23 protein-coding genes and 1 riboswitch are annotated in these 18,577 nt (G+C 69.2%); of the genes, 13 read left to right on the forward strand and 10 right to left on the reverse strand.

Going from position 1 to position 18,577, the window contains the following annotated elements:
- Positions 1–115: 115 nt before the first annotated feature.
- The 3 genes from HCA44_RS04880 to HCA44_RS04890 all read left to right on the forward strand — a co-directional run bounded on the left by HCA44_RS04880 (position 116) and on the right by HCA44_RS04890 (position 2,314).
- Positions 116–553 (forward strand): OsmC family protein, encoded by a 438-nt coding sequence (locus HCA44_RS04880; protein WP_169647413.1) that lies wholly within the window; start codon positions 116–118, stop codon positions 551–553.
- Positions 554–594: 41 nt separating this feature from the next.
- Positions 595–1,269 (forward strand): DsbA family oxidoreductase, encoded by a 675-nt coding sequence (locus tag HCA44_RS04885; protein WP_346764582.1) that lies wholly within the window; start codon positions 595–597, stop codon positions 1,267–1,269.
- Between the two features lie 94 nt (positions 1,270–1,363).
- Complete coding sequence (locus HCA44_RS04890; protein ID WP_346764583.1) at positions 1,364–2,314, forward strand: DUF5996 family protein; 951 nt, start codon at positions 1,364–1,366, stop codon at positions 2,312–2,314.
- 44 nt (positions 2,315–2,358) lie between these two features.
- Here HCA44_RS04890 and HCA44_RS04895 read toward each other — a convergent pair whose 3' ends face one another.
- From HCA44_RS04895 to HCA44_RS04905, 3 genes are all read right to left on the reverse strand, one after another.
- Entirely contained in the window at positions 2,359–3,153 is a 795-nt protein-coding gene (locus tag HCA44_RS04895; RefSeq protein WP_169647768.1) for a CbtA family protein, read from the reverse strand.
- Positions 3,150–3,344 (reverse strand): CbtB domain-containing protein, encoded by a 195-nt coding sequence (locus HCA44_RS04900; protein WP_169647415.1) that lies wholly within the window; start codon positions 3,342–3,344, stop codon positions 3,150–3,152. The genes HCA44_RS04895 and HCA44_RS04900 overlap by 4 nt, the downstream gene beginning before the upstream one ends.
- Positions 3,345–3,372: 28 nt before the next feature.
- Positions 3,373–3,533: riboswitch (cobalamin riboswitch) on the reverse strand.
- Positions 3,534–3,572: 39 nt separating this feature from the next.
- Positions 3,573–3,884, reverse strand: coding sequence for an antibiotic biosynthesis monooxygenase (locus tag HCA44_RS04905; RefSeq protein ID WP_169647416.1), 312 nt, complete (start codon positions 3,882–3,884; stop codon positions 3,573–3,575).
- 31 nt (positions 3,885–3,915) lie between these two features.
- On the opposite strand from HCA44_RS04905, the gene HCA44_RS04910 reads away from it, so the two are divergent.
- A complete protein-coding gene (locus HCA44_RS04910; protein ID WP_169647417.1) occupies positions 3,916–4,785 on the forward strand; it encodes an alpha/beta hydrolase in 870 nt (289 codons plus the stop codon).
- Here HCA44_RS04910 and HCA44_RS04915 read toward each other — a convergent pair.
- Entirely contained in the window at positions 4,714–5,613 is a 900-nt protein-coding gene (locus HCA44_RS04915; RefSeq protein ID WP_169647418.1) for an A/G-specific adenine glycosylase, read from the reverse strand. The genes HCA44_RS04910 and HCA44_RS04915 overlap by 72 nt on opposite strands.
- Positions 5,614–5,730: 117 nt before the next feature.
- Between HCA44_RS04915 and HCA44_RS04920 the strand changes: the two genes are divergently transcribed.
- Both HCA44_RS04920 and HCA44_RS04925 read left to right on the forward strand, forming a co-directional pair.
- A complete protein-coding gene (locus HCA44_RS04920) occupies positions 5,731–6,357 on the forward strand; it encodes a carbonic anhydrase (RefSeq protein WP_169647419.1) in 627 nt (208 codons plus the stop codon).
- A 79-nt stretch (positions 6,358–6,436) separates the two neighbouring features.
- Positions 6,437–7,168 carry a hypothetical protein gene (locus HCA44_RS04925; protein ID WP_169647420.1) on the forward strand — a complete coding sequence of 244 codons (732 nt, stop codon included), beginning with the start codon at positions 6,437–6,439 and terminating at the stop codon, positions 7,166–7,168.
- Between the two features lie 23 nt (positions 7,169–7,191).
- Here the strand turns inward: HCA44_RS04925 and disA are convergent, their stop codons facing one another.
- Positions 7,192–8,277 carry a DNA integrity scanning diadenylate cyclase DisA gene (gene disA / locus HCA44_RS04930; RefSeq protein WP_169647421.1) on the reverse strand — a complete coding sequence of 362 codons (1,086 nt, stop codon included), beginning with the start codon at positions 8,275–8,277 and terminating at the stop codon, positions 7,192–7,194.
- 84 nt (positions 8,278–8,361) lie between these two features.
- Between disA and HCA44_RS04935 the strand changes: the two genes are divergently transcribed.
- Positions 8,362–8,922 carry a PaaI family thioesterase gene (locus HCA44_RS04935; protein ID WP_169647422.1) on the forward strand — a complete coding sequence of 187 codons (561 nt, stop codon included), beginning with the start codon at positions 8,362–8,364 and terminating at the stop codon, positions 8,920–8,922.
- Positions 8,923–9,043: 121 nt separating this feature from the next.
- Here HCA44_RS04935 and HCA44_RS04940 read toward each other — a convergent pair whose 3' ends face one another.
- The 4 genes from HCA44_RS04940 to HCA44_RS04955 all read right to left on the reverse strand — a co-directional run bounded on the left by HCA44_RS04940 (position 9,044) and on the right by HCA44_RS04955 (position 12,896).
- On the reverse strand, positions 9,044–9,418 hold the full coding sequence (locus HCA44_RS04940; RefSeq protein WP_169647423.1) for a nuclear transport factor 2 family protein: 375 nt from the start codon (positions 9,416–9,418) through the stop codon (positions 9,044–9,046).
- Positions 9,419–9,449: 31 nt separating this feature from the next.
- Positions 9,450–10,577 carry an NDMA-dependent alcohol dehydrogenase gene (locus HCA44_RS04945; RefSeq protein ID WP_169647424.1) on the reverse strand — a complete coding sequence of 376 codons (1,128 nt, stop codon included), beginning with the start codon at positions 10,575–10,577 and terminating at the stop codon, positions 9,450–9,452.
- 158 nt (positions 10,578–10,735) lie between these two features.
- A complete protein-coding gene (gene radA / locus HCA44_RS04950) occupies positions 10,736–12,139 on the reverse strand; it encodes a DNA repair protein RadA (protein WP_169647425.1) in 1,404 nt (467 codons plus the stop codon).
- 115 nt (positions 12,140–12,254) lie between these two features.
- On the reverse strand, positions 12,255–12,896 hold the full coding sequence (locus HCA44_RS04955) for a hypothetical protein (protein WP_169647426.1): 642 nt from the start codon (positions 12,894–12,896) through the stop codon (positions 12,255–12,257).
- A gap of 263 nt (positions 12,897–13,159) precedes the next feature.
- Here HCA44_RS04955 and carD point away from each other — a divergent pair, with 263 nt between their 5' ends.
- Genes carD through HCA44_RS04985 form a run of 6 tightly spaced genes read left to right on the forward strand, consistent with a single transcriptional unit; the run spans position 13,160 to position 17,698 of the window.
- Complete coding sequence (gene carD / locus HCA44_RS04960; RefSeq protein ID WP_169647427.1) at positions 13,160–13,648, forward strand: RNA polymerase-binding transcription factor CarD; 489 nt, start codon at positions 13,160–13,162, stop codon at positions 13,646–13,648.
- Between the two features lie 8 nt (positions 13,649–13,656).
- Entirely contained in the window at positions 13,657–14,340 is a 684-nt protein-coding gene (ispD, locus tag HCA44_RS04965) for a 2-C-methyl-D-erythritol 4-phosphate cytidylyltransferase (RefSeq protein WP_169647428.1), read from the forward strand.
- A gap of 23 nt (positions 14,341–14,363) precedes the next feature.
- On the forward strand, positions 14,364–14,855 hold the full coding sequence (gene ispF, locus HCA44_RS04970; RefSeq protein ID WP_169647769.1) for a 2-C-methyl-D-erythritol 2,4-cyclodiphosphate synthase: 492 nt from the start codon (positions 14,364–14,366) through the stop codon (positions 14,853–14,855).
- 11 nt (positions 14,856–14,866) lie between these two features.
- Positions 14,867–16,261 (forward strand): cysteine--tRNA ligase, encoded by a 1,395-nt coding sequence (gene cysS, locus HCA44_RS04975; protein ID WP_169647429.1) that lies wholly within the window; start codon positions 14,867–14,869, stop codon positions 16,259–16,261.
- Positions 16,261–17,229, forward strand: coding sequence for a 23S rRNA (guanosine(2251)-2'-O)-methyltransferase RlmB (gene rlmB / locus HCA44_RS04980; RefSeq protein WP_169647430.1), 969 nt, complete (start codon positions 16,261–16,263; stop codon positions 17,227–17,229). Before cysS ends, rlmB begins: the two co-directional genes overlap by 1 nt.
- A gap of 31 nt (positions 17,230–17,260) precedes the next feature.
- Positions 17,261–17,698 (forward strand): hypothetical protein, encoded by a 438-nt coding sequence (locus HCA44_RS04985; protein WP_169647431.1) that lies wholly within the window; start codon positions 17,261–17,263, stop codon positions 17,696–17,698.
- Here the strand turns inward: HCA44_RS04985 and HCA44_RS04990 are convergent.
- Entirely contained in the window at positions 17,643–18,560 is a 918-nt protein-coding gene (locus HCA44_RS04990) for a type II CAAX endopeptidase family protein (protein ID WP_169647432.1), read from the reverse strand. The two genes, HCA44_RS04985 and HCA44_RS04990, sit on opposite strands and share 56 nt — an antisense overlap.
- Positions 18,561–18,577: the final 17 nt, after the last annotated feature.

The following is an 18,577-nucleotide window of genomic DNA, read 5'->3' on the forward strand; positions in this document are numbered from 1 at the left end:
CGCGGCCCCGGTCGTACCTACCGGCCTACGGGTCCGCCGCCCCTGCGGTACGTTGCGGAAGAGGGCCCGGCGCGGCCGGGCCACCCAGTCCGAACGACCGACGAAGGAGTTCCACATGCCCACTCGCACAGCGCGCACCGCATGGAACGGCGGACTGCAGGACGGCAGCGGCCAGGTCGAGCTCACGAGTTCGGGGCTCGCGACGTTCGAGGTGTCGTTCCCGAAGCGCGCGGCCGACGACGCCGGCGGGTTCACCAGCCCCGAAGAGTTGATCGCCGCGGCGCATTCGTCGTGCTACGCGATGCAGCTGTCGGCGCTGATCGGTGAAGCGGGCGGCACGCCGCAGAGCATCGAGGTCAAGGCCGACGTGTCGCTCGGCCCGGACGATCCCGGGTTCAAGCTCACCGGCATCGCCCTCACCGTGCGCGCCGAGGTCACCGGGCTCGACGCCGACGGATTCGCGAAGGCCGCACAGGCGGCGAAGGAGTCGTGCCCGGTGAGTAAGGCCCTGACCGGTGTCGACATCACCCTGGACGCCCAGCTCGACGGCTGATCGACGGAACAATGCGGGTGGCGTCGTGGTTGCATCGAGACGTGAACCACGACGCCCCGACTTCCGCCTCCGACATCGACCGGGACATCACGGTCGATGTCTTCTCCGACATCGCCTGCCCATGGTGCTACATCGGCAAGCACCGATTCGCGGCGGCGCTGCGCAGCTTCGACGGCCGTGACCGGGTCCGCGTCCGGTGGCACGCGTACCAGCTCGATCCGACCGCCCCGGTCGGTGCGGGCAGGCGGGAGATCGATGCGCTCGTCGAGATGAAGGGCATGAGCGAGGAGCAGGTGCGCCAGATGTTCGCGCAGGTGGTCCGCAATGCGCAGTCGGTCGGTCTCGAACTCGACTTCGACCGCGCGATCGCCGCCAACACGTTCGACGCGCACCGGCTGGTGCAGCTCGCAGGCGACCGCGCCGACGGCGTCGTCGATGCATTGTTCCGCGCACACTTCGTCGAGGGGCGGGCGGTCGACGACCGCGACGTGCTGGTCGACATCGCGGCGAGCGAGGGCCTCGACGCCGACGACGTCAAGTCTCGTCTCGATGCGGGCGAGGGCGCCGACGAGGTGCGCGACGATCTTGCGGCAGCACGGCAGTTGCAGATCACGGGCGTGCCGTTCTTCATTGCGAACGGCCGGCTCGCGGTGTCGGGTGCGCAGCCCGAGGACGTGTTCGTGCAGTTGCTCTCGCAGGCCGAGACGCACGACTGACGCACTCCGCCCGCGGAATTCGCCCGGTGACCGTCCACGGTGGGACACACTGGACACGGCAGACCGGTGGATCTCTGGACGGCGGGAGTGCGAAGTGAGTGAGCAGACGTGGCCGGGCCTGAGGGTCGACGACTGGACCGCGACGAGGGACACCCTGCACATGTGGACCCAGATCGTCGGCAAGGTGCGGCTCGCGAACTCGCCGCTGGTCAACCACTGGTGGGAGGTCGCCCTGTACGTCACTCCGCGGGGGCTGACGACGTCGAACATCCCGTACGGCAACGCGTCCTTCGACATCGAGTTCGACTTCCTCGCGGACCGACTCGTCGTCCGTTCGAGCCGCGGCGAGACGCGGACCGTCGCACTCGAACCCCGGACGGTCGCGTCGTTCTACGACGAGACGATGTCGGTGCTGCGTGAGCTCGGCTTCGAGACCCGGATCTCGACGACCCCCAACGAGGTCGCCGCTGCGATCCCGTTCCCGGTCGACACCGAGCACTCGTCCTACGACGCGGGCGCCGTCCGACAGTTCCATGGTCAGCTCGTGCAGGTCGAGCGGGTGATGAAAAGGTTCCGTGCACGGTTCGTGGGCAAGAACAGCCCCGTGCACTTCTTCTGGGGTTCGTTCGACATGGCATGCACGCGCTTCTCGGGCCGTCGGGCCCCTGTGCATCCCGGCGGTGCGCCGAACTGCGCCGACTGGGTGATGGTCGAGGGCTACTCGCGCGAGTTGTCGTCGATCGGGTTCTGGCCCGGTGGGGGCGACGAGGGCGCGTTCTACGCCTACGCGTACCCGCAGCCCGACGGGTTCGACACGTGGCCCGTCGGGCCCGCGGGCGCCTACTGGAGCACCGACATCGAGGAGTTCCTGCTGCCGTACGAGAAGGCGCGCGCCGCGGCGGACCCCGACGCGGCCGCGCTCGAGTTCTTCCAGTCGACTTACGAGGCCGAGGCCGAACTCGCGAAGTGGGACCGCGAGCTGCTCGAGGAGGACCCGCACCGGCTCGACCCGATGCGGGGGATCGAGCCGCACCGCCACCGCTGAACAGGCGGTCTGCTGCGCGGTCGGCCGAACTCCGCCGGTGCGAACTACGCTGCGGTGGTTCGGGACTCGCTTCGTGACGCACGTTCGGTGAGCCACGCGAAGGCAAGACCCAGCACGAGCCACAGGGTGGCCTGCACGGCGAGCGACGACACCCGGAACTGCCACAGCAGCGTCGCGGGGAAGTCGTCGCTCACCTCGTCGATCGTGGGAAGCATCAGATACCCGGCAACGACGACCACGACGAACGTTGCGACGGTCACCACGATGCGGGTCATCGGAGTGGCGCGTGCGCGCAGTGCTCGCAGTACGACGCCCGCGATCCCGACTGCCGCGAGGCCGAGGACGACGGCCGCGAGCCACAGCAGCGTGCGCTGATCGATCGTGTCCGGATCGCCGACCGCGGGCGGATTGGCCGGGTACTTCGCGAACGGCACCGCTTCGATCGCGAGCCATCCGAGTGCGGCGGTCACCAGGGCGAGGACAGGCGGCGACAGCGACGAAGACCGACGCGCGTAGTACGTCGCCACTGCGAACACCGCGCCGAGCGCGGCGCCCGCGAGTCCGGTCGCGAGGAACAGGCCGGCGCGCTGGCCGTCGCGGGTGACGAGCGGTTCGTCCTCGTCGCCGTGAGTGTGCCCCGCAGTTTCGGCAGCTTCGTGGGAATGTTCGGCCGGTTCGGCCGCGGCTTCCTCGATCGCGATCGCGCTGTCGATGTGTGGTTCGCCGACGACGAATGCGACAGCGCCTGCGAGCAGGCCCGCGACGATGCCGGCGAGCAGGCCGCGTACGACGAGCGTGCCGAGGGACTCGGTGACGCGGGCGGGAGCGGGTGCGGTCAGTGACACGGGAGGCCCAGCAGGTGACGGCCGTCGTGCATGAGTTCGTGCATGTACATGCCGGTGCGCGAGACGGCGCCCTGGTCGAAGCCGACCACGTAGAGCGCGAGCATCGCGAGCAACACGATCACGAACGAGACGGCCGCCAGCCGCTTCGCATCGATCGATGCGTCGGGCGAATGGACCAGTGCCATGGCAACTCCTTCACGGGATCTCGCGTCCCATACAAGGTGAGGCGACGGCAACAGTGTCTGACTGTCGCCGTCACACCCGAAGGAGTACCGGCGAATCACAGTGGCGCGACCGTTCCGGAGTTGCACCGGATTCCTGTCGAGCCGTCGCAGGGTCGAGCGAATAGTGGCACCGGCGAGTGCCGGTGTCAATCAGGGCATTCCGGGCTGTGCCCGGCTGAGGTCGTGCGGCTACGCGGAAGCCTTGACGTCCAGGACCACCTCGAACTCGAGCAGCGACGCGCCGCTCGCGACGGGCTTCTTGCCCTCGCTGCCTGCGTGCGCGGCCTTCGCCGAGCCGTCGCGCCACGCGGCGAAAGCCTCTTCGGTCTCCCATTCGGTGACGACGAAGTAGCGCGTCTCGCCCGCGGTGGGGCGCAGAAGCTGGAAGCCGAGGAAGCCGGGGGAGTTCTCGACGGTGTGCGCGCGATTCGCGAACCGCTTCTCGAGCTCGGGGCCCGCGCCTTCGGGAACGTCGATTGCGTTGATCTTCACCACTGCCATGCCGCGAGGGTACTCCGCTAGCGTGACGTCGATGAGGGACACCGCGCAGGGACGCTCACACGACGCACCGCTGCACGACGAGGGCGGCGAGGGCACCCCGATCCTGCTGTTGCACGGACTGATGGGCCGTGGCGCGACGTGGCGCAGACACGTGCCGTGGCTGCGCGCGTTCGGGCACGTCCACACGTTCGACGCCGCCGGGCACGGCCGCCCCGCGCCTGCCGAGCTCACCACCGAAGCGTTCGTCGCGGACCTCGCGGCGCACGTCGAGCGGGCGGGTCTGGACGGCGAGCGCATGATCGTCGTCGGCCACTCGATGGGTGCACTGCACGGCTGGATGTACGCGGCCGCCCATCCCGAACGCGTGCGGGCGCTGGTCGTCGAGGACATGGCGCCCGATTTCCGGGGCCGCACTGCCCGCGACTGGGCCGCGATGATCGAGAACTGGCCGCAGCCGTTCCCGTCGGAGCAGAAGGTGATCGACTATTTCGGACCTGTCGCGGGGCAGTATTTCCTGGATTCGTTCGACCGTCGCGACGACGGTTGGTATCTGCACGGGGACGTCGGCACGTTCCGGGACATCTCGGAGGAGTGGGGCGCCCGGCACTTCTGGCGCGAATGGCACGCCGTCGAGGCGCCCGCTCTCGTGATCGAGGGCGAGTACACGATCACCCCCGAAGGGCAGATGCGGCGAATGGCAGAACGGCCCGGAAGCCGCTACGTCCGCGTCGGCGGGGCGGGTCACCTGGTGCACGACGACCGCCCCGAGCGCTACCGCGAGATCGTGTCGAGCTTTCTGGCAGAGAGCGAGAACGATTCGGGTGCAGCGTCACTCGCCCTCGCCCGCGAGAGCGAACAGTCCGTCGCGGGTCTGCTCGACGAGGCCGTCGACGAGCAGTGAGTGCAATGCGCGATCGCGCTGAGTCGGATCGGTGAGCCACACGAGGTCGAGCGCGGCGCGTTCGACCGGCCCGTGACTCTCGCGGAGTACCGCCATGAGCTTTCCGCGTACCTGCCGGTCGGTACCCGCGAACTTCTGGATACGCTTCGGCTCACCGGTGTGGGCAGGCCTGCCGGCGGCATTCCACGCGCAGTGCGGCAGTGGGCAACTCGCGCAGTCCGGCTTGCGGGCGGTGCAGACCACGGCGCCGAGTTCCATCAGCGCGGCCGAGAACACCGCGGCGCGGGCGCGGGTGCGGGGGAGGAGCGCCTCGACGTCGGCGAGATCGCGTGTCGTGGAGGGATTGCCGGGTTCGGCGGCGCCGTGGACCGCGCGCGCGACGACGCGTCGGACATTGGTATCGACGACCGGAACGCGCTTGCCGTAGGCGAAGCACGCGACCGCGCGGGCCGTGTACGCACCGATGCCCGGTAACGCGAGCAGGGTGTCGACGTCGTCGGGTACGACGTCGCCGTGGCGTTCCGCGAGCACTCCCGCGCACTCGTGCAGGCGCAGCGCGCGCCGCGGGTAGCCGAGCCGGCCCCACGCCCGCAGCACGTCGGCCTGCGACGCGGCCGCCATCGCGGACGGCACGGGCCAGCGCCGCACCCACTCCTCCCATACGGGGGCGACGCGGGCGACCGGCGTCTGCTGGAGCATGATCTCGCTCATCAGGATGTGCCACGCGCTCGCATCGTCGCGGCGCCACGGCAGGTCGCGCTGCTCGCGTTCGTACCAGCGGATCAGTGCGCTCGCGTCGAGGCCGGTCCGTGTCGCGGGCGTGCTCATGGTCTCCTGTTTCGTGGTTCGTGCTGCTCGTGGTGCGTGCTGCCTTGCGGGCGGGGTGTGTCGACGCTCACGGATCCGGCCGGGCCCCGCCCGGGGCCTGGGTGCACAATGACTGGTATGCCGAACTCGAATCCGATCTCCGCGTGGAAGGCCCTGCGTCAGGGTAACGAGCGTTTCGTCACGGATACAGCCGTGCATCCGAGCCAGGGCGTGGCCGACCGCGCGAAGCTCGTGTCCGCACAGCACCCCACCGCGGCGCTGTTCGGATGCGGCGACTCGCGCGTGGCCGCCGAGATCATCTTCGATCAGGGCCTGGGCGACATGTTCGTCGTGCGCACCGCGGGCCACGTGGTCGACGGTTCGGTGCTCGGCTCGATCGAATACGCCGTCGAGGTGCTCAACGTGCCGCTGATCGTCGTCCTCGGGCACGACAGCTGTGGCGCGGTGCGTGCCACGCTCGACGCACTCGATCACGGCACGGTGCCCGGCGGCTTCATCCGCGACGTCGTCGAACGTGTCACGCCGTCCATCCTGATGGGCCGCAACGACGGGCTGACCTCGGCCGACGAACTCGGTGTCCGGCACGTCAATGTCACCGCGAAGCTGCTCACCGAGCGCTCGCAGATCATCGCCGAGCGGATCAAGGACGGCCGCCTCGCGATCGTCGGTGTCACCTACAAGCTCGCGGACGGCCGCGCACAGCTGCGCAGCGTCGTCGGCGACGTGGGCGAGACGGTCGACTGACCTTTCCGCGACGTCCGGGTCGGCGACACGCCGAGCCTGTTGAACGACGGCTGGACCTCCGAGAACTACCGTTGTGAGTGTGTTGGAACCGCAGGGTCCGTTGCCTCCCGAGATCTACTGGCGACGACGCGCGCTCGCGATCGGCGTGATCGTCGTCGTCCTGATCCTGCTGGTGTGGCTGGTGTCGTCGATCCGCGGCGGCTCGGCCGACCCCGAGACGGCTGCGGCGGAGAGCTCGGCGGTGCCCACGATGTCGGCCACCGCGACGACGAGCGCCGACAGCTCGGGCGCGTCGGGCGCCTCGGGCGGTTCCGGTGGCGGCAGCGAGCCGGCGGGGGAATCGCCGGAGAACTCGTCGGCCACCGCGACCACGTCCACGTCGGGGAGCGCGGCACCGGTCGCGCCGGGGCAGTGCGCCGATCAGTCGCTGGCAATCAAGGTCTCGCCGTCGAAGCCGACCTACGGCGCCGACGAAGAGCCGGAGTTCACGACGGTCGTCACCAACATCGGTTCGACGGCATGCGAGCGCGACCTCGCGGGCGGATTCCAGCAGGTCGTGGTGTCGTCGCTGGACGGCGCGCAGCGCCTGTGGTCGAGCACCGACTGTTTCCCGCAGGCCGACCCCGACATTCGCAAGCTCGATCCGGGCCAGCAGGCGGCGTTCACCGTCAAGTGGTCCGGTAAGACGTCGACGCCCGAGTGCGCGACCGAGCAGGACCCGCAGCGCGATGCGGTGAGCGCGGGCGCGTACTCGGTGGTGGGCCAACTGGGCGCGCTGCGGTCGGCGCCGGAGCCGTTCAACCTCGCGTGAGTGGATCGTGCAGGCGCAGGTGACTAGTCGTACGGATTGGTGATCGCCGACTCGGCGAGTCGCGAGAGGCCTTCGCGGATGTGCCGGGCCCACGAGCCGCCGATGCCGTCGATCGACTCGAGGTCGGCCGCCGTGGCGGCGAGCAGCGTCTGCAGCGTGCCGAACGCACCCACCAGCCGGTGGATCTGGTCGAACCGCAGACGCGGAACACGGTTGAGGAGGCGGTAGCCGCGTGGGCTCATCGGCGAGTCGAGGGCTTCGACCGACGTCGAGTAGCCGAGCGTGCGTGCGAGGGCGGTGAGGTCGAGCAGGTCGTTGTCGCTGATGCGGCCCAGCGCGTCGAGCGCCTTCCCGACGGCCTCCTCGTCGACCGGCCCGCTCCCGGACAGGTAGTCGCGCACGATCAACTCACGCGCCACGCGGTTGTCGCCGACCAGGTCTTCGAGTTGCAGCGCGAGCTGGCGGCCGTCGGTGCCGAGTTCGAGGACGTACCGCTCGATCTCCTCCGACACGCGTCGCACCATTTCGAGCCGCTGCACGACGATGAGCGCGTCGCGCAGCGTCACGAAATCCTCGATCTCGACGACCGACAGCTGGCGCGTGACCTCGTCGAGTCGTGTCTTGTACCGCTCGAGGGTTGCGACGGCCTGGTTGGCGCGCGACAGGATCGTGTCCGATCCGTCGAGGACGAGCCTGCGGCCTTCCGTGTAGACGCTCACGATGCGCGTGGACTGGCTGACCGAGACGACGGGAAATCCGGTCTGCATCGCGGTGCGTTCGGCGGCGCGGTGGCGCGTGCCGGACTCCACTGTGGGGATCGTGTGATCGGGCACCAACTGCACGTTGGCGCGCACGATGCGGGTGCCGTCGGTGGACAGGACGACGGCACCGTCCATCTTCGACAGCTCGCGCAGTCGCGTGGGCGCGAACTCGACGTCGAGGACGAACCCGCCGTCGCACAGTTCCTCCATCGCGGCGTCGTGACCGAGGACGATGAGTGCACCGGTGCGCCCGCGCAGGATGCGTTCGAGACCGTCGCGCAGCGCCGTGCCGGGGGCGAGCCGGGCGATCGTGTCGCGCAATGTGGACGTCCCTCGCGCGTCTTCCATTGCGAAACTCCTGGTGAGGTCGAGGTCACTTTCGGTGGGTCCTGGCTCGCGAGCCGTCTCGGCCCCGGATTAGGTTAACTGGTCATGAGTAGTAGCTGGACCTTGCCTGACGACCTCGAGCCTGCGGTTCGCGGCGAGAACTTCCCTCAGGTGGGTCAGCCGCTTCCGCAACACTGGGCGAAGTGCTTCGGCTGTGGCGACGATCAGCCCGCCGGCATGCGGATGAGTTTCGTGGCAGGCGAGGGCGCCGAGGTGACCGGGCGCCTGTACGTCGACAAGAAGTATCAGGGCGGCCCGGGCGTCATCCACGGCGGCATTCTCTCCACCGCGTTCGACGAGGCACAGGGCATGGCGTGTCTGTCCCTGGGGTCGGGTGTCGTGACGGGCCACCTCGAGATCGACTTCGCGCGGCCCATCCCGCTCGGCTCGGTGCTCGAGATCCACGCACAGATCGACGGCACACTGCGCCGCAAGGTGTACACGAGCGCCGACGCTCGCATCGTCGAGGGCCCGGACGCGGACCCCGACGTCGTGGTGGGGACCTCTCGCGCACTGTTCGTCAAGATCGACGCAGCGCACTTCGAGCACGTCAAGAAGTACGTCGACGGTGCGCCGACGCATCCGGCGCTCATCACATCGCCTTAGCCTTGTCGCGCCTGCGGCCGGATCCCGTCGCCGAGCAGCAGTCCACCGTGAGCACTTTGCGAGTCCCTGGGACTCGCAAAGTGCTCACGGAGAGGTGGTAGCGCTCACCGGGGGCGGGGGATCAGGAGGCGAGCATGTCCTCCTGCGACCACACCGCGCGCATGCTCACGATCTTGCCGTCGTCGTCGAACTCCATGATGTCGATCGGCGACAGCTCGATGCGCTGGTCTCCTGCCTTGGTGACCAGCCGGAAGTGGAAGGCCGCGGTGTTCTCCGCGATGCGCAGCGTCAGCAGTTCGCCCTCCTGTTCGAGGGGTTCGAGCACGGCGTAGAACTCGCGCAGGGACTCGCGTGTGGTGCGCGGTTCCGAGCCCACCGGGTCCTCGACCACCGCACCGTCCGCGTACAGCGCGAGGACGTCGTCCGTGGTGCCGCTCGCGACGGCCTTGACGTACGCCTCGACGGTGGCGCGCACCGCATCTCGTGAAACGGTCATCGTCTGTTCTCCTGTCTCTCGGGTGGGATGGTCAGCGGTCGGCGTCGGTGTAGCGGATGACGCCCCGGATGTTGCGGCCCTCGAGCATGTCCCGGTAGCCGTCGTTGATCTGTTCGAGTCGGTACTGCCGCGTGACCATGTCGTCGAGGTCGAGCTTGCCGGCGCGGTACATCGACAGCAGCAGCGGGATGTCGTGTTGCGGGTTTCCGCCGCCGAAGATGGTGCCCTGCAGGTTCTTCTGCAGCAGGGTGAGCATCGCGAGATTGAGTGTCACCTTGTTCTCGACGAGGCTGCCCATCGCGGTGAGCACGACCGTGCCTGCCTTGGCGGTGATGCCCATCCACAGGTCGACGTCGTCGCCGTGCACTTCGCCGACCGTGACGATGGTCTTCTTCGCCATGCCGCCCGCGGTGATCTCCGCGACCGGACCCATGGACTCCTCGACGCTCGGAAACGCATGTGTGGCACCGAACTTCAACGCCTGCTCGCGTTTCCACTCGACGGGGTCGATGGCGAAGACGTACCGGGCGCCCGAGTTGACGGCGCCCTGCAGCGCCGAGATGCCGACGCCGCCGAGCCCGACGATCGCGACGTCCTCGCCGGACTGCACCTGCGCCGTGTGCGTCGCCGACCCGTAGCCCGTGGTCACACCGCAGCCGACGAGGCACGCGACCTCGAACGGAATCGACGGGTCGATCTTCACCACCGAGCTTTCGTGCACCACCATGTACGGCGAGAACGTGCCGAGCAGCGTCATCGGGTAGACGTTCTGTCCACGTGCCTGGACGCGGAACGAGCCGTCGCTCACCGACGCGCCGTTCAGCAGCAGCGCGCCCAGGTCGCACAGATTGCGCAGCCCCGCCTGACACGACGGGCACTTGCCGCACGAGGGGATGAACGACAACACGACGTGATCGCCCGGCGCGAAGTCCTCGACGCCCTCTCCGATCTCGGTGACGATGCCCGCGCCTTCGTGTCCGCCCAGCACCGGGAAGCCGCCCATCGGAATCCCGCCCGTCACCAGATGGTGGTCGGAGTGGCACATCCCCGACGCTTCCATCTGGATCTTGACTTCGCCTTTGCGTGGCTCGCCGATCTCGATCTCCTCGACCGACCACGGTTCGTCGAAATTCCAGATCAGTGCACCTTTGGTCTTCATCGCCCACACCTGCTCTCGTCGTCGTCCGCGACGCGGGCCGCGGAACGGATGGGTGGCGGATTGCCTGCGACTCAGGCTAGACAGAAATTCAGACAGGTGTCCATAACCGATTTGGGCGCATCGTGTACCGCCAGGTCACACGGCACGCGGGTCGCTTGTCACACGGCGCGCACAGTGCGCAGGGCGAGCGCGCGGATCGCGTCGCGGAGGGTGGCCACCTCGGTGACCCGCATGCCTGCGGGGGCGGCTCCCGAATCGAGCGGAACGACTGCGTGCCGGAACCCGAGTCGCGCCGCCTCGGACAACCGCCGCCCGATGCCCGGGACGCGGCGCACCTCGCCCGCGAGACCCACCTCGCCGACGACGACCGTGCCCTCGGCGATCGGCCGGTCACGCGCGGCCGACGCGACCGCCATCGCGAGGGCCAGATCGGCCGACGGCTCGGTCATCCGCATGCCCCCGACCGTGGCCGCATAGACGTCGTGCTTCGACAGCCCGACGCCGCCGCGCCGCTCGACCACCGCGAGCACCATCGCGACGCGCGCGCTGTCGAGCCCGCTCACCGCACGGCGGGGGGCTGGCATGTGCGTCGAGGCGACGAGGGCCTGTACCTCGCCCAGCAGCGGGCGCTTGCCGTCCATCGTGACCGTGACGGCCGTGCCCGGGACCACCTCGCTTCGGTTCTGCAGGAACAGCCCCGACGGGTCGCGGACCTCCTCGATGCCGTCCTCACGCAACTCGAAGCATCCGACCTCGTCCGCTGCGCCGAACCGGTTCTTGACGCCACGCACCATGCGGAGCGTCGAGTGCTTGTCGCCTTCGAAGTGCAGCACGACGTCGACGAGATGCTCGAGCGAACGCGGACCGGCCACCGCGCCGTCCTTGGTGACGTGCCCGATGAGCAGCACCGGCACACCGCTCGCCTTCGCGAGCGACGTGAGGGCGCTCGTGACCGCCTTGACCTGTGTGACGCCGCCCGACACGCCGTCGACGTCCGCCGCGATCATGGTCTGCACCGAGTCGACGATGAGCAGCGACGGCCGCACCTGCTCGACGTGGCCGAGGATGGTGGCGAGGTCGGATTCCGCGGCGAGGAACACGCGTTCGTGCACCGCTCCCGTGCGGTCGGCACGCAACCGCACCTGCCCGGCGGATTCCTCGCCCGTGACGTACAGCGCGCGCTCGTCGGTCGACTGTCGGGCCCATCGGTGCACCACCTCGAGCAGCAGCGTCGACTTGCCGACACCCGGTTCGCCTGCGAGCAACACCACCGAGCCCGGTACGACGCCGCCGCCCAGCACGCGGTCGAGTTCGTCGATTCCGGTGGGTTTGGCGCGCGTGACCCGGCCGTCGATCTGGGTGATCGGGGTGGCCGCGGTGGTGGGCAGGACTGCGCCGGCGCCGACCTTCGCGTTGGACGTGCCGGGCCGCGCGACGACCGCGGTGAGCACCTGGCTCTCGGTCATCGACCCCCACGCGTTGCACTCGGGGCACCGGCCGACCCATTTGGGCACCGTGCACTGGCACTCACTGCAGCGGAAGTTCGACTTCGGTTTGGCCACGGCGGTCAGCGTAGAGTCCGCCGCCGACACGCACGGACACGACGACTCGCGCAGACGACGGCGGGGGCGGAACCCTGTCGGTTCCGCCCCCGCCGTCGTGGCATCGGTGTGTGGGTCAGTGGCCGCCGCTCGCCTCGGCGCCGCTCTTCTCGGACACCTGGCGTTCGAGCGAGTGGCCCGCGTCGACCGGCACCTCGACCGTGACGTCCCCTGCGTTCTCGAAGCTGAACGTGACCGGGAAGGTGAGACCGGGGCGCACGCCCTCCTGCAGTCCGACGAGGCGAACCTCGGTGACGTCGGCGGGCAGGTCGGCGCCCTCGTCGGTCTCCGAGCCGGTGGTGTCGTCGATCAGGACGTCCTCGCTCGCGACGCCCGACTCGGCGGGGTAGGACGCAAGCGTGCTCTGGCTGGGGATCTCAAGTGCGCCTGCACGCTCGCCGAGCACCACGGACGACGCGTAGTCGGTCGAGATCGAGGTGAGCCGGTCGGCCTGCTCGGCGCTGGTGTTGACGATGGAGAACGCGAGCTGTGCGGTGCCGCCCGGCTCGATGCTGTACTCCTCGTCGGCGGGGTAGACGACGTGCACATTGCGCAGCGCGAGCGCACCTGCCTCGGCCGAGTTGCCGTTGATGGCCGCGGCCTGTGTCGCGGTCTGGCTGATCTGACCCGCACTGCATGCCGACAGCGCGATGGCGGCACCCGCGGCGAGGGCGACGGTGGTGGCGACTCGTCGAGTCGGCTTGTCGAGAGCAGTCACGAGGTGTCCTCCAGGGAAGCGTAGTAGGCCCAACTAGGCAGCGTAGTAGGCGCAAGGGCGTCACCGCTCACAGGGTCGCCGGAAACGCGCGTCGACCGCCCGGAACGGTGGTGTCGGGTGGGTGTGCGAGCCTGGACAGATGCACGAATCGTCGGTTGTGTCAAGGCCTCGGATCAGTCCAGGAAGCCCCTGACCTGCAGTGTTGATGCGACGTCGTCCAGAACACGTGTTAAACTCGGTAGATCGAAAGGGGCACGGGACAGATGATTTTCAAGGTCGGAGATACCGTCGTATACCCCCATCACGGTGCGGCGCTCATCGAAGCTATCGAAACGCGCACCATCAAGGGTGAGCAGAAGGAATACCTGGTCCTGAAGGTCGCGCAAGGCGATCTCACGGTGCGGGTTCCCGCTGAGAACGCAGAGTACGTCGGTGTTCGCGATGTCGTCGGCCAGGAAGGCCTCGACAAGGTGTTCGAAGTCCTTCGGGCACCGCATACCGAAGAACCCACCAACTGGTCGCGCCGATACAAGGCCAACCTCGAGAAGCTGGCTTCCGGCGACGTCAACAAGGTGGCGGAGGTCGTGCGCGACCTGTGGCGCCGCGAACAGGATCGCGGTCTCTCGGCAGGCGAGAAGCGCATGCTCGCGAAGGCGCGGCAGATCCTGGTGGGCGAGCTTGCACTCGCCGAAGGCACCGACAACGACAAGGCCGAGACGATCCTCGACGAAGTCCTGGCCGCGGCCTCCTGAGCCGCACGATGAACGGCGCCGCACACGCGGGCCGGGTGGTTGCACTGGTACCAGCCGCAGGACGGGGAGTACGGCTGGGCGAGAACCTGCCCAAGGCCTTCGTCGAACTGGGCGGTGCACCGATGCTCGTACGCGCGGTCGACGGTCTCCTCGAATCGGGGGCCGTCGACCGCGTTGTCGTCGTCGTGCCCGCCGAACTCGTGGAACACACCGCGTCGCTCGTCCCGGAAGAGGTCGACGTCGTGGCCGGTGGTTCCGAGCGCACGGACTCCGTGCGCGCCGGGCTGGCGGCCGCGGGCGACGCCCGATACGTCCTCGTGCACGACGCCGCGCGTGCACTCACCCCGCCGCAGTCCGTGGCGGCCGTCGTCGCCGCACTGCGCGACGGCGCCGGTGCGGTCGTTCCGGTCGTCCCGGTCACCGACACCGTCAAGGCCGTCGACGCGGCCGGGTGCGTCACCCACACCCCCGACCGGTCGGGCCTGCGTGCGGTCCAGACCCCGCAAGGCTTCGACGCCGCACTGCTGCGCACCGCGTACGACGCCGCGGAGGGCATCGCGACCGACGACGCAGGGCTCGTGGAACGGCTGGGTGAGAAGGTCACGTGCATCGACGGCCACCCCTTGGCGTTCAAGATCACGACACCGCTCGATCTCGTTCTCGCGCGCGCCCTCGTGGCGCCCGGCGAATGAGTGCGAGCACGAAAGGCGAGCACGTGCGCGTAGGCATCGGCACCGACGTCCATCCGATCGAGAAGGGCAGGCCGTGCTGGATGGCCGGTCTGTTGTTCGACGACGCGGACGGATGCGCAGGCCATTCGGACGGCGACGTCGCGTGCCACGCGCTGTGCGACGCGCTGCTGTCGGCGGCCGGCCTCGGCGATCTCGGGTCGGTGTTCGGCACCGGCCGGCCGGAGTGGACCGACGTGAGCGGTGCCCGCATGCTCACCGAGGTCGTGTCGTTGCTCGCGGCGGACGGCTGGAAGGTGGGCAATGCGGCGGTCCAGGTGATCGGGAACCGTCCGAAGATCGGGCCGCGTCGACGCGAAGCAGAACAGGTGCTCGGCGAGATCGTGCGCGCGCCGGTGTCGGTGTCGGCCACCACGACGGACGGCCTCGGGCTCACCGGACGCGGCGAGGGCATCGCCGCGACGGCCACGGCGCTGATCGTCGCCGCCGCCGACGAGAGTGCCGATACCGCCAGGTAGGATGGCATGTCGTGACTCTGCGCCTATTCGACACCGCAACCCGGGCTGTGCGTGACTTCGTCCCGCAGACCCCTGGCCACGCGTCGATCTACCTGTGTGGCGCCACGGTGCAGGGCGAGCCGCACATCGGACACGTGCGCAGCGGTGTCGCCTTCGACGTCCTGCGTCGGTGGCTTGCGGCGCACGGCTCCGATGTCGCCTTCGTCCGCAATGTCACCGACATCGACGACAAGATCCTCGTCAAGGCAGGCGATGCGGGCCGGCCTTGGTGGGAATGGGCCGCGACCTACGAGCGCGCGTTCACGTGGGCGTACGACCAGCTGGGCGTGCTGCCGCCGTCGGTCGAACCCCGCGCGACGGGCCATGTCACGCAGATGATCGACATGATCGACCGGCTGATCGTGAACGGGCATGCGTACGCGGCCGACGGCAATGTGTACTTCGACGTCCGCAGCTATCCCGACTACGGGAGCCTGTCCGGTCACAAACTCGACGACGTCCACCAGGGTGAGAGCGCGGGCGTGGGCAAACGCGATCCGCGCGACTTCACGTTGTGGAAGGCACGTAAACCCGGCGAGCCGTCGTGGCCGACGCCGTGGGGTGCGGGCCGGCCGGGCTGGCATCTCGAATGCTCGGCGATGGCGGAGTTCTATCTGGGCGCGTCGTTCGACATCCATTGCGGCGGTCTCGATCTGGTGTTCCCGCACCACGAGAACGAGATCGCGCAGGCCAAGTGCGCAGGCGACGAGTTCGCGCGGTACTGGCTGCACAACGGGTGGGTGACGATGGGCGGCGAGAAGATGTCGAAATCCCTCGGCAACGTGCTCTCGGTGCCCAATGTCCTGAAAAACGTTCGACCGCAGGAGCTTCGCTACTATCTGGGGTCGGCGCACTACCGGTCGATGCTCGAGTACTCGGATGCGGCACTCGCCGAAGGTGCGGCGGCGTACCGGCGGATCGAGGCATTCGTGGCGCGCACCGTCGAACGCGCAGGGGACGTGCCGATCGGTTCGTGGACCGATGCATTCGCCGCCGCGCTCGACGACGATCTGGGTGTGCCGGCGGCGCTCGCGGAGATCCACGGTCGCGTGCGCGAGGGCAACACGGCGCTCGAGCGCGGCGATCTCGACGCGGCGCTGACCGTCGCGGGCCAGGTGCGGGCGATGACCGCGATCCTCGGTGTCGATCCGCTCGACCCGCACTGGACTCGCGGCGGCGGCGACGACGAGGCGGCCCATGCCGCGCTCGACGTCCTGATCCGTGCCGAACTCGACCGGCGCCAGCAGGCGCGCGCGGACAAGGACTGGGCGGTGGCCGACGCGGTGCGCGACCGTCTCGCACAGGCCGGTATCGCGGTCACCGACACCCCTGACGGACCCTCGTGGTCTCTGGAGGACAAGAAGTAATGGCAGGCAACTCGAGCCGGCGCGGCGCGGTCCGCAAGTCCGGCACCAAGAAGGGGCAGGTCGTCGGGTCCGGCGGTAAACGCCGCAAGGGACTGGAAGGCCGGGGCGCCACGCCACCCGCTGAGGCCCGCACCAAGCATCCCGCGGCCAAGCGTGCGGCACGTGCCGCCAAGTCGACCGAACAGCAGCGTCAGCGCGGCCGTTCGGCGGCCGGTCGCAAGCAGGTCGACGGGCCCGAGAACGTCCTCGGCCGCAACCCGGTCCTCGAGTGCCTGCGTGCGGGTGTGCCCGCGACGGCGTTGTACGTCGCGCTCGGCACCGAGAACGACGATCGCCTCTCCGAGAGTGTGCAGATCGCGGCGGACACGGGCATCGCGATTCTCGAGGTGCCGCGCACGGATCTGGACCGGTTGAGCGCCAACGGCTTGCACCAGGGCGTCGCGCTGCAGGTGCCGCCGTTCCGGTACTCGCATCCCGACGACCTGATCGCCCGCGCGCGCGAGAACCACGAACAACCGCTCATCGTCGCGCTCGATCACGTCACCGATCCGCGCAATCTCGGCGCCGTCGTGCGTTCGGTCGCTGCATTCGGCGGTCACGGCGTGCTCATTCCGGAGCGACGCAGTGCCGCGGTCACCGCGGTTGCGTGGCGGACGAGCGCCGGTGCGGCCGCCCGGTTGCCCATCGCACGCGCCACCAATCTCACCCGCACCCTCAAGGCCTGGGCTGCCGAGGGAGTGCAGGTCGTGGGTCTCGATGCCGGCGGCGACACGTCGCTCGACGACTTCGACGGCAGCACGCCGGTCGTCGTGGTCGTGGGCTCGGAAGGCAAGGGCCTCTCGCGTCTGGTGCGCGAGACCTGCGACTCGATCCTGAGCATCCCGATGGCGGGTCCGGTCGAATCGCTCAACGCGTCCGTCGCTGCGGGCGTCGTTCTCGCCGACATCGCACGCAGCCGACGCCGTTGACGGCGCCGGGCGACCGGCGCATCATCCACGCATGACGACCGTCACCCGGACGAGCGAGTTGCCGCTGCCCGCCGAGTCCGCGGCGGCCCTGGCGCGCAAGCCCGCACTGATGCAGTACGTCATGAGCCCGATCCTGCAGCTGCGAGGTCTGCGCGTGCCGGACCGGATCGGCGAGGGCACCGAAGCGTCGGCGCGGCTGTGGTGGTTCGGGGTGATTCCGGCGTGGACGCATCGGCTCACCGTCGTCCGGCTCTCCGGCACGGAGATCCGCTCGCGTGAGCGGGGCGGCCCGGTGCGAGTGTGGAACCATCGGCTCGTCTTCGAGCCGATCGACGAGCACACGTGCCGCTACACCGACGAGATCGAGCTCGAGGACGGCGTACGCGGAGCCCCCGTCCGGCTGTTTGCCGAGATCATGTTCCGTCACCGCCATCGCCGCTGGCGAACTCTCGCGCGGGTGCTGTCCTGACTGCGCCCGCGCGTCCCCGCCACTGCGCCACGACGATGCACGCGACGACAGGCACGTAAGCAACGCACATGAGCAGCGTCACCGCGTGTGCCCCGGAATCGACGAGGTGCTCGAGCCCGAGTGCGACGACGAGATTGCTTCCGCCGTGCACGATCGCCGACGGCCACACCGATCCGCTGCGTGCCCACAACCAGCCGATCACGAACTCGAGCAGCACCGAGAGCGGCAGCCACAGCAACATCGCGACGATCGCGTCGACCGCGGTGCCGCCGCCACCGAAGTACCCCACCCACGGCAACGGCCAGTGCCACAGCCCCCAGATCAGCCCGGTTGCGAAGGTGGTGGCGACGGGCCGTCCCGGGACCAGTCGATCCCGCAGGTATGCGGTCCATCCGAACTCCTCGCCCCAGAAGATCGGGGCGGCGACGACGGGAATCACCAGTGCGACGGCGGCGAACAGCACGTCCTGACGGGTGAGGTGCAGGTCGGCGTTCCACAGTCCGGTCGCCGCCGCGACCGCGGCCGCGAGCACGAAGACGCCGCCCGGCAGCACGAGTGCGATCGCGTAGGACGGCCACGACTGCCGGATGCGCGGGCGCAGCCCGGCGTCGTCGAAGCCTTCGCGGGTGATCCAGCCGCGGGTGACGATCGCGGCGAGCGCCGGGACGAATGCGGCGGTCAGCAACTGGACGGCAGGGTCGTCGAGCGAGTAGCCCGCTGCCCGGACAAGCACCCACGGGATCCACGAGCATCCGAAGGTGAGCGCGAGGAACCAGCGGATGCCGCGCAGCCGGGTCGCCGTCGCGGTGGACGTAGGCCGTGAGCGATCGGGCGAGGTGGTCGGTGGCGGAGTGGTGGACATGGATCCACTTCACCGCT

The organism is Rhodococcus sp. HNM0569, assembly GCF_012726205.1.
GTDB lineage: Bacteria > Actinomycetota > Actinomycetes > Mycobacteriales > Mycobacteriaceae > Rhodococcus_F.

Coding starts and splice junctions, on each gene's coding strand:
- HCA44_RS04880 (WP_169647413.1), top strand. CDS start 116: ATGCCCACTCGCACAGCGCGCACCGCATGGAACGGCGGACTGCAGGAC.
- HCA44_RS04900 (WP_169647415.1), bottom strand. CDS start 3,344: ATGGCACTGGTCCATTCGCCCGACGCATCGATCGATGCGAAGCGGCTG.
- HCA44_RS04905 (WP_169647416.1), bottom strand. CDS start 3,884: ATGGCAGTGGTGAAGATCAACGCAATCGACGTTCCCGAAGGCGCGGGC.
- HCA44_RS04910 (WP_169647417.1), top strand. CDS start 3,916: ATGAGGGACACCGCGCAGGGACGCTCACACGACGCACCGCTGCACGAC.
- HCA44_RS04915 (WP_169647418.1), bottom strand. CDS start 5,613: ATGAGCACGCCCGCGACACGGACCGGCCTCGACGCGAGCGCACTGATC.
- HCA44_RS04920 (WP_169647419.1), top strand. CDS start 5,731: ATGCCGAACTCGAATCCGATCTCCGCGTGGAAGGCCCTGCGTCAGGGT.
- disA (WP_169647421.1), bottom strand. CDS start 8,277: ATGGAAGACGCGCGAGGGACGTCCACATTGCGCGACACGATCGCCCGG.
- HCA44_RS04935 (WP_169647422.1), top strand. CDS start 8,362: ATGAGTAGTAGCTGGACCTTGCCTGACGACCTCGAGCCTGCGGTTCGC.
- HCA44_RS04940 (WP_169647423.1), bottom strand. CDS start 9,418: ATGACCGTTTCACGAGATGCGGTGCGCGCCACCGTCGAGGCGTACGTC.
- HCA44_RS04945 (WP_169647424.1), bottom strand. CDS start 10,577: ATGAAGACCAAAGGTGCACTGATCTGGAATTTCGACGAACCGTGGTCG.
- carD (WP_169647427.1), top strand. CDS start 13,160: ATGATTTTCAAGGTCGGAGATACCGTCGTATACCCCCATCACGGTGCG.
- ispD (WP_169647428.1), top strand. CDS start 13,657: ATGAACGGCGCCGCACACGCGGGCCGGGTGGTTGCACTGGTACCAGCC.
- rlmB (WP_169647430.1), top strand. CDS start 16,261: ATGGCAGGCAACTCGAGCCGGCGCGGCGCGGTCCGCAAGTCCGGCACC.
- HCA44_RS04985 (WP_169647431.1), top strand. CDS start 17,261: ATGACGACCGTCACCCGGACGAGCGAGTTGCCGCTGCCCGCCGAGTCC.
- HCA44_RS04990 (WP_169647432.1), bottom strand. CDS start 18,560: ATGTCCACCACTCCGCCACCGACCACCTCGCCCGATCGCTCACGGCCT.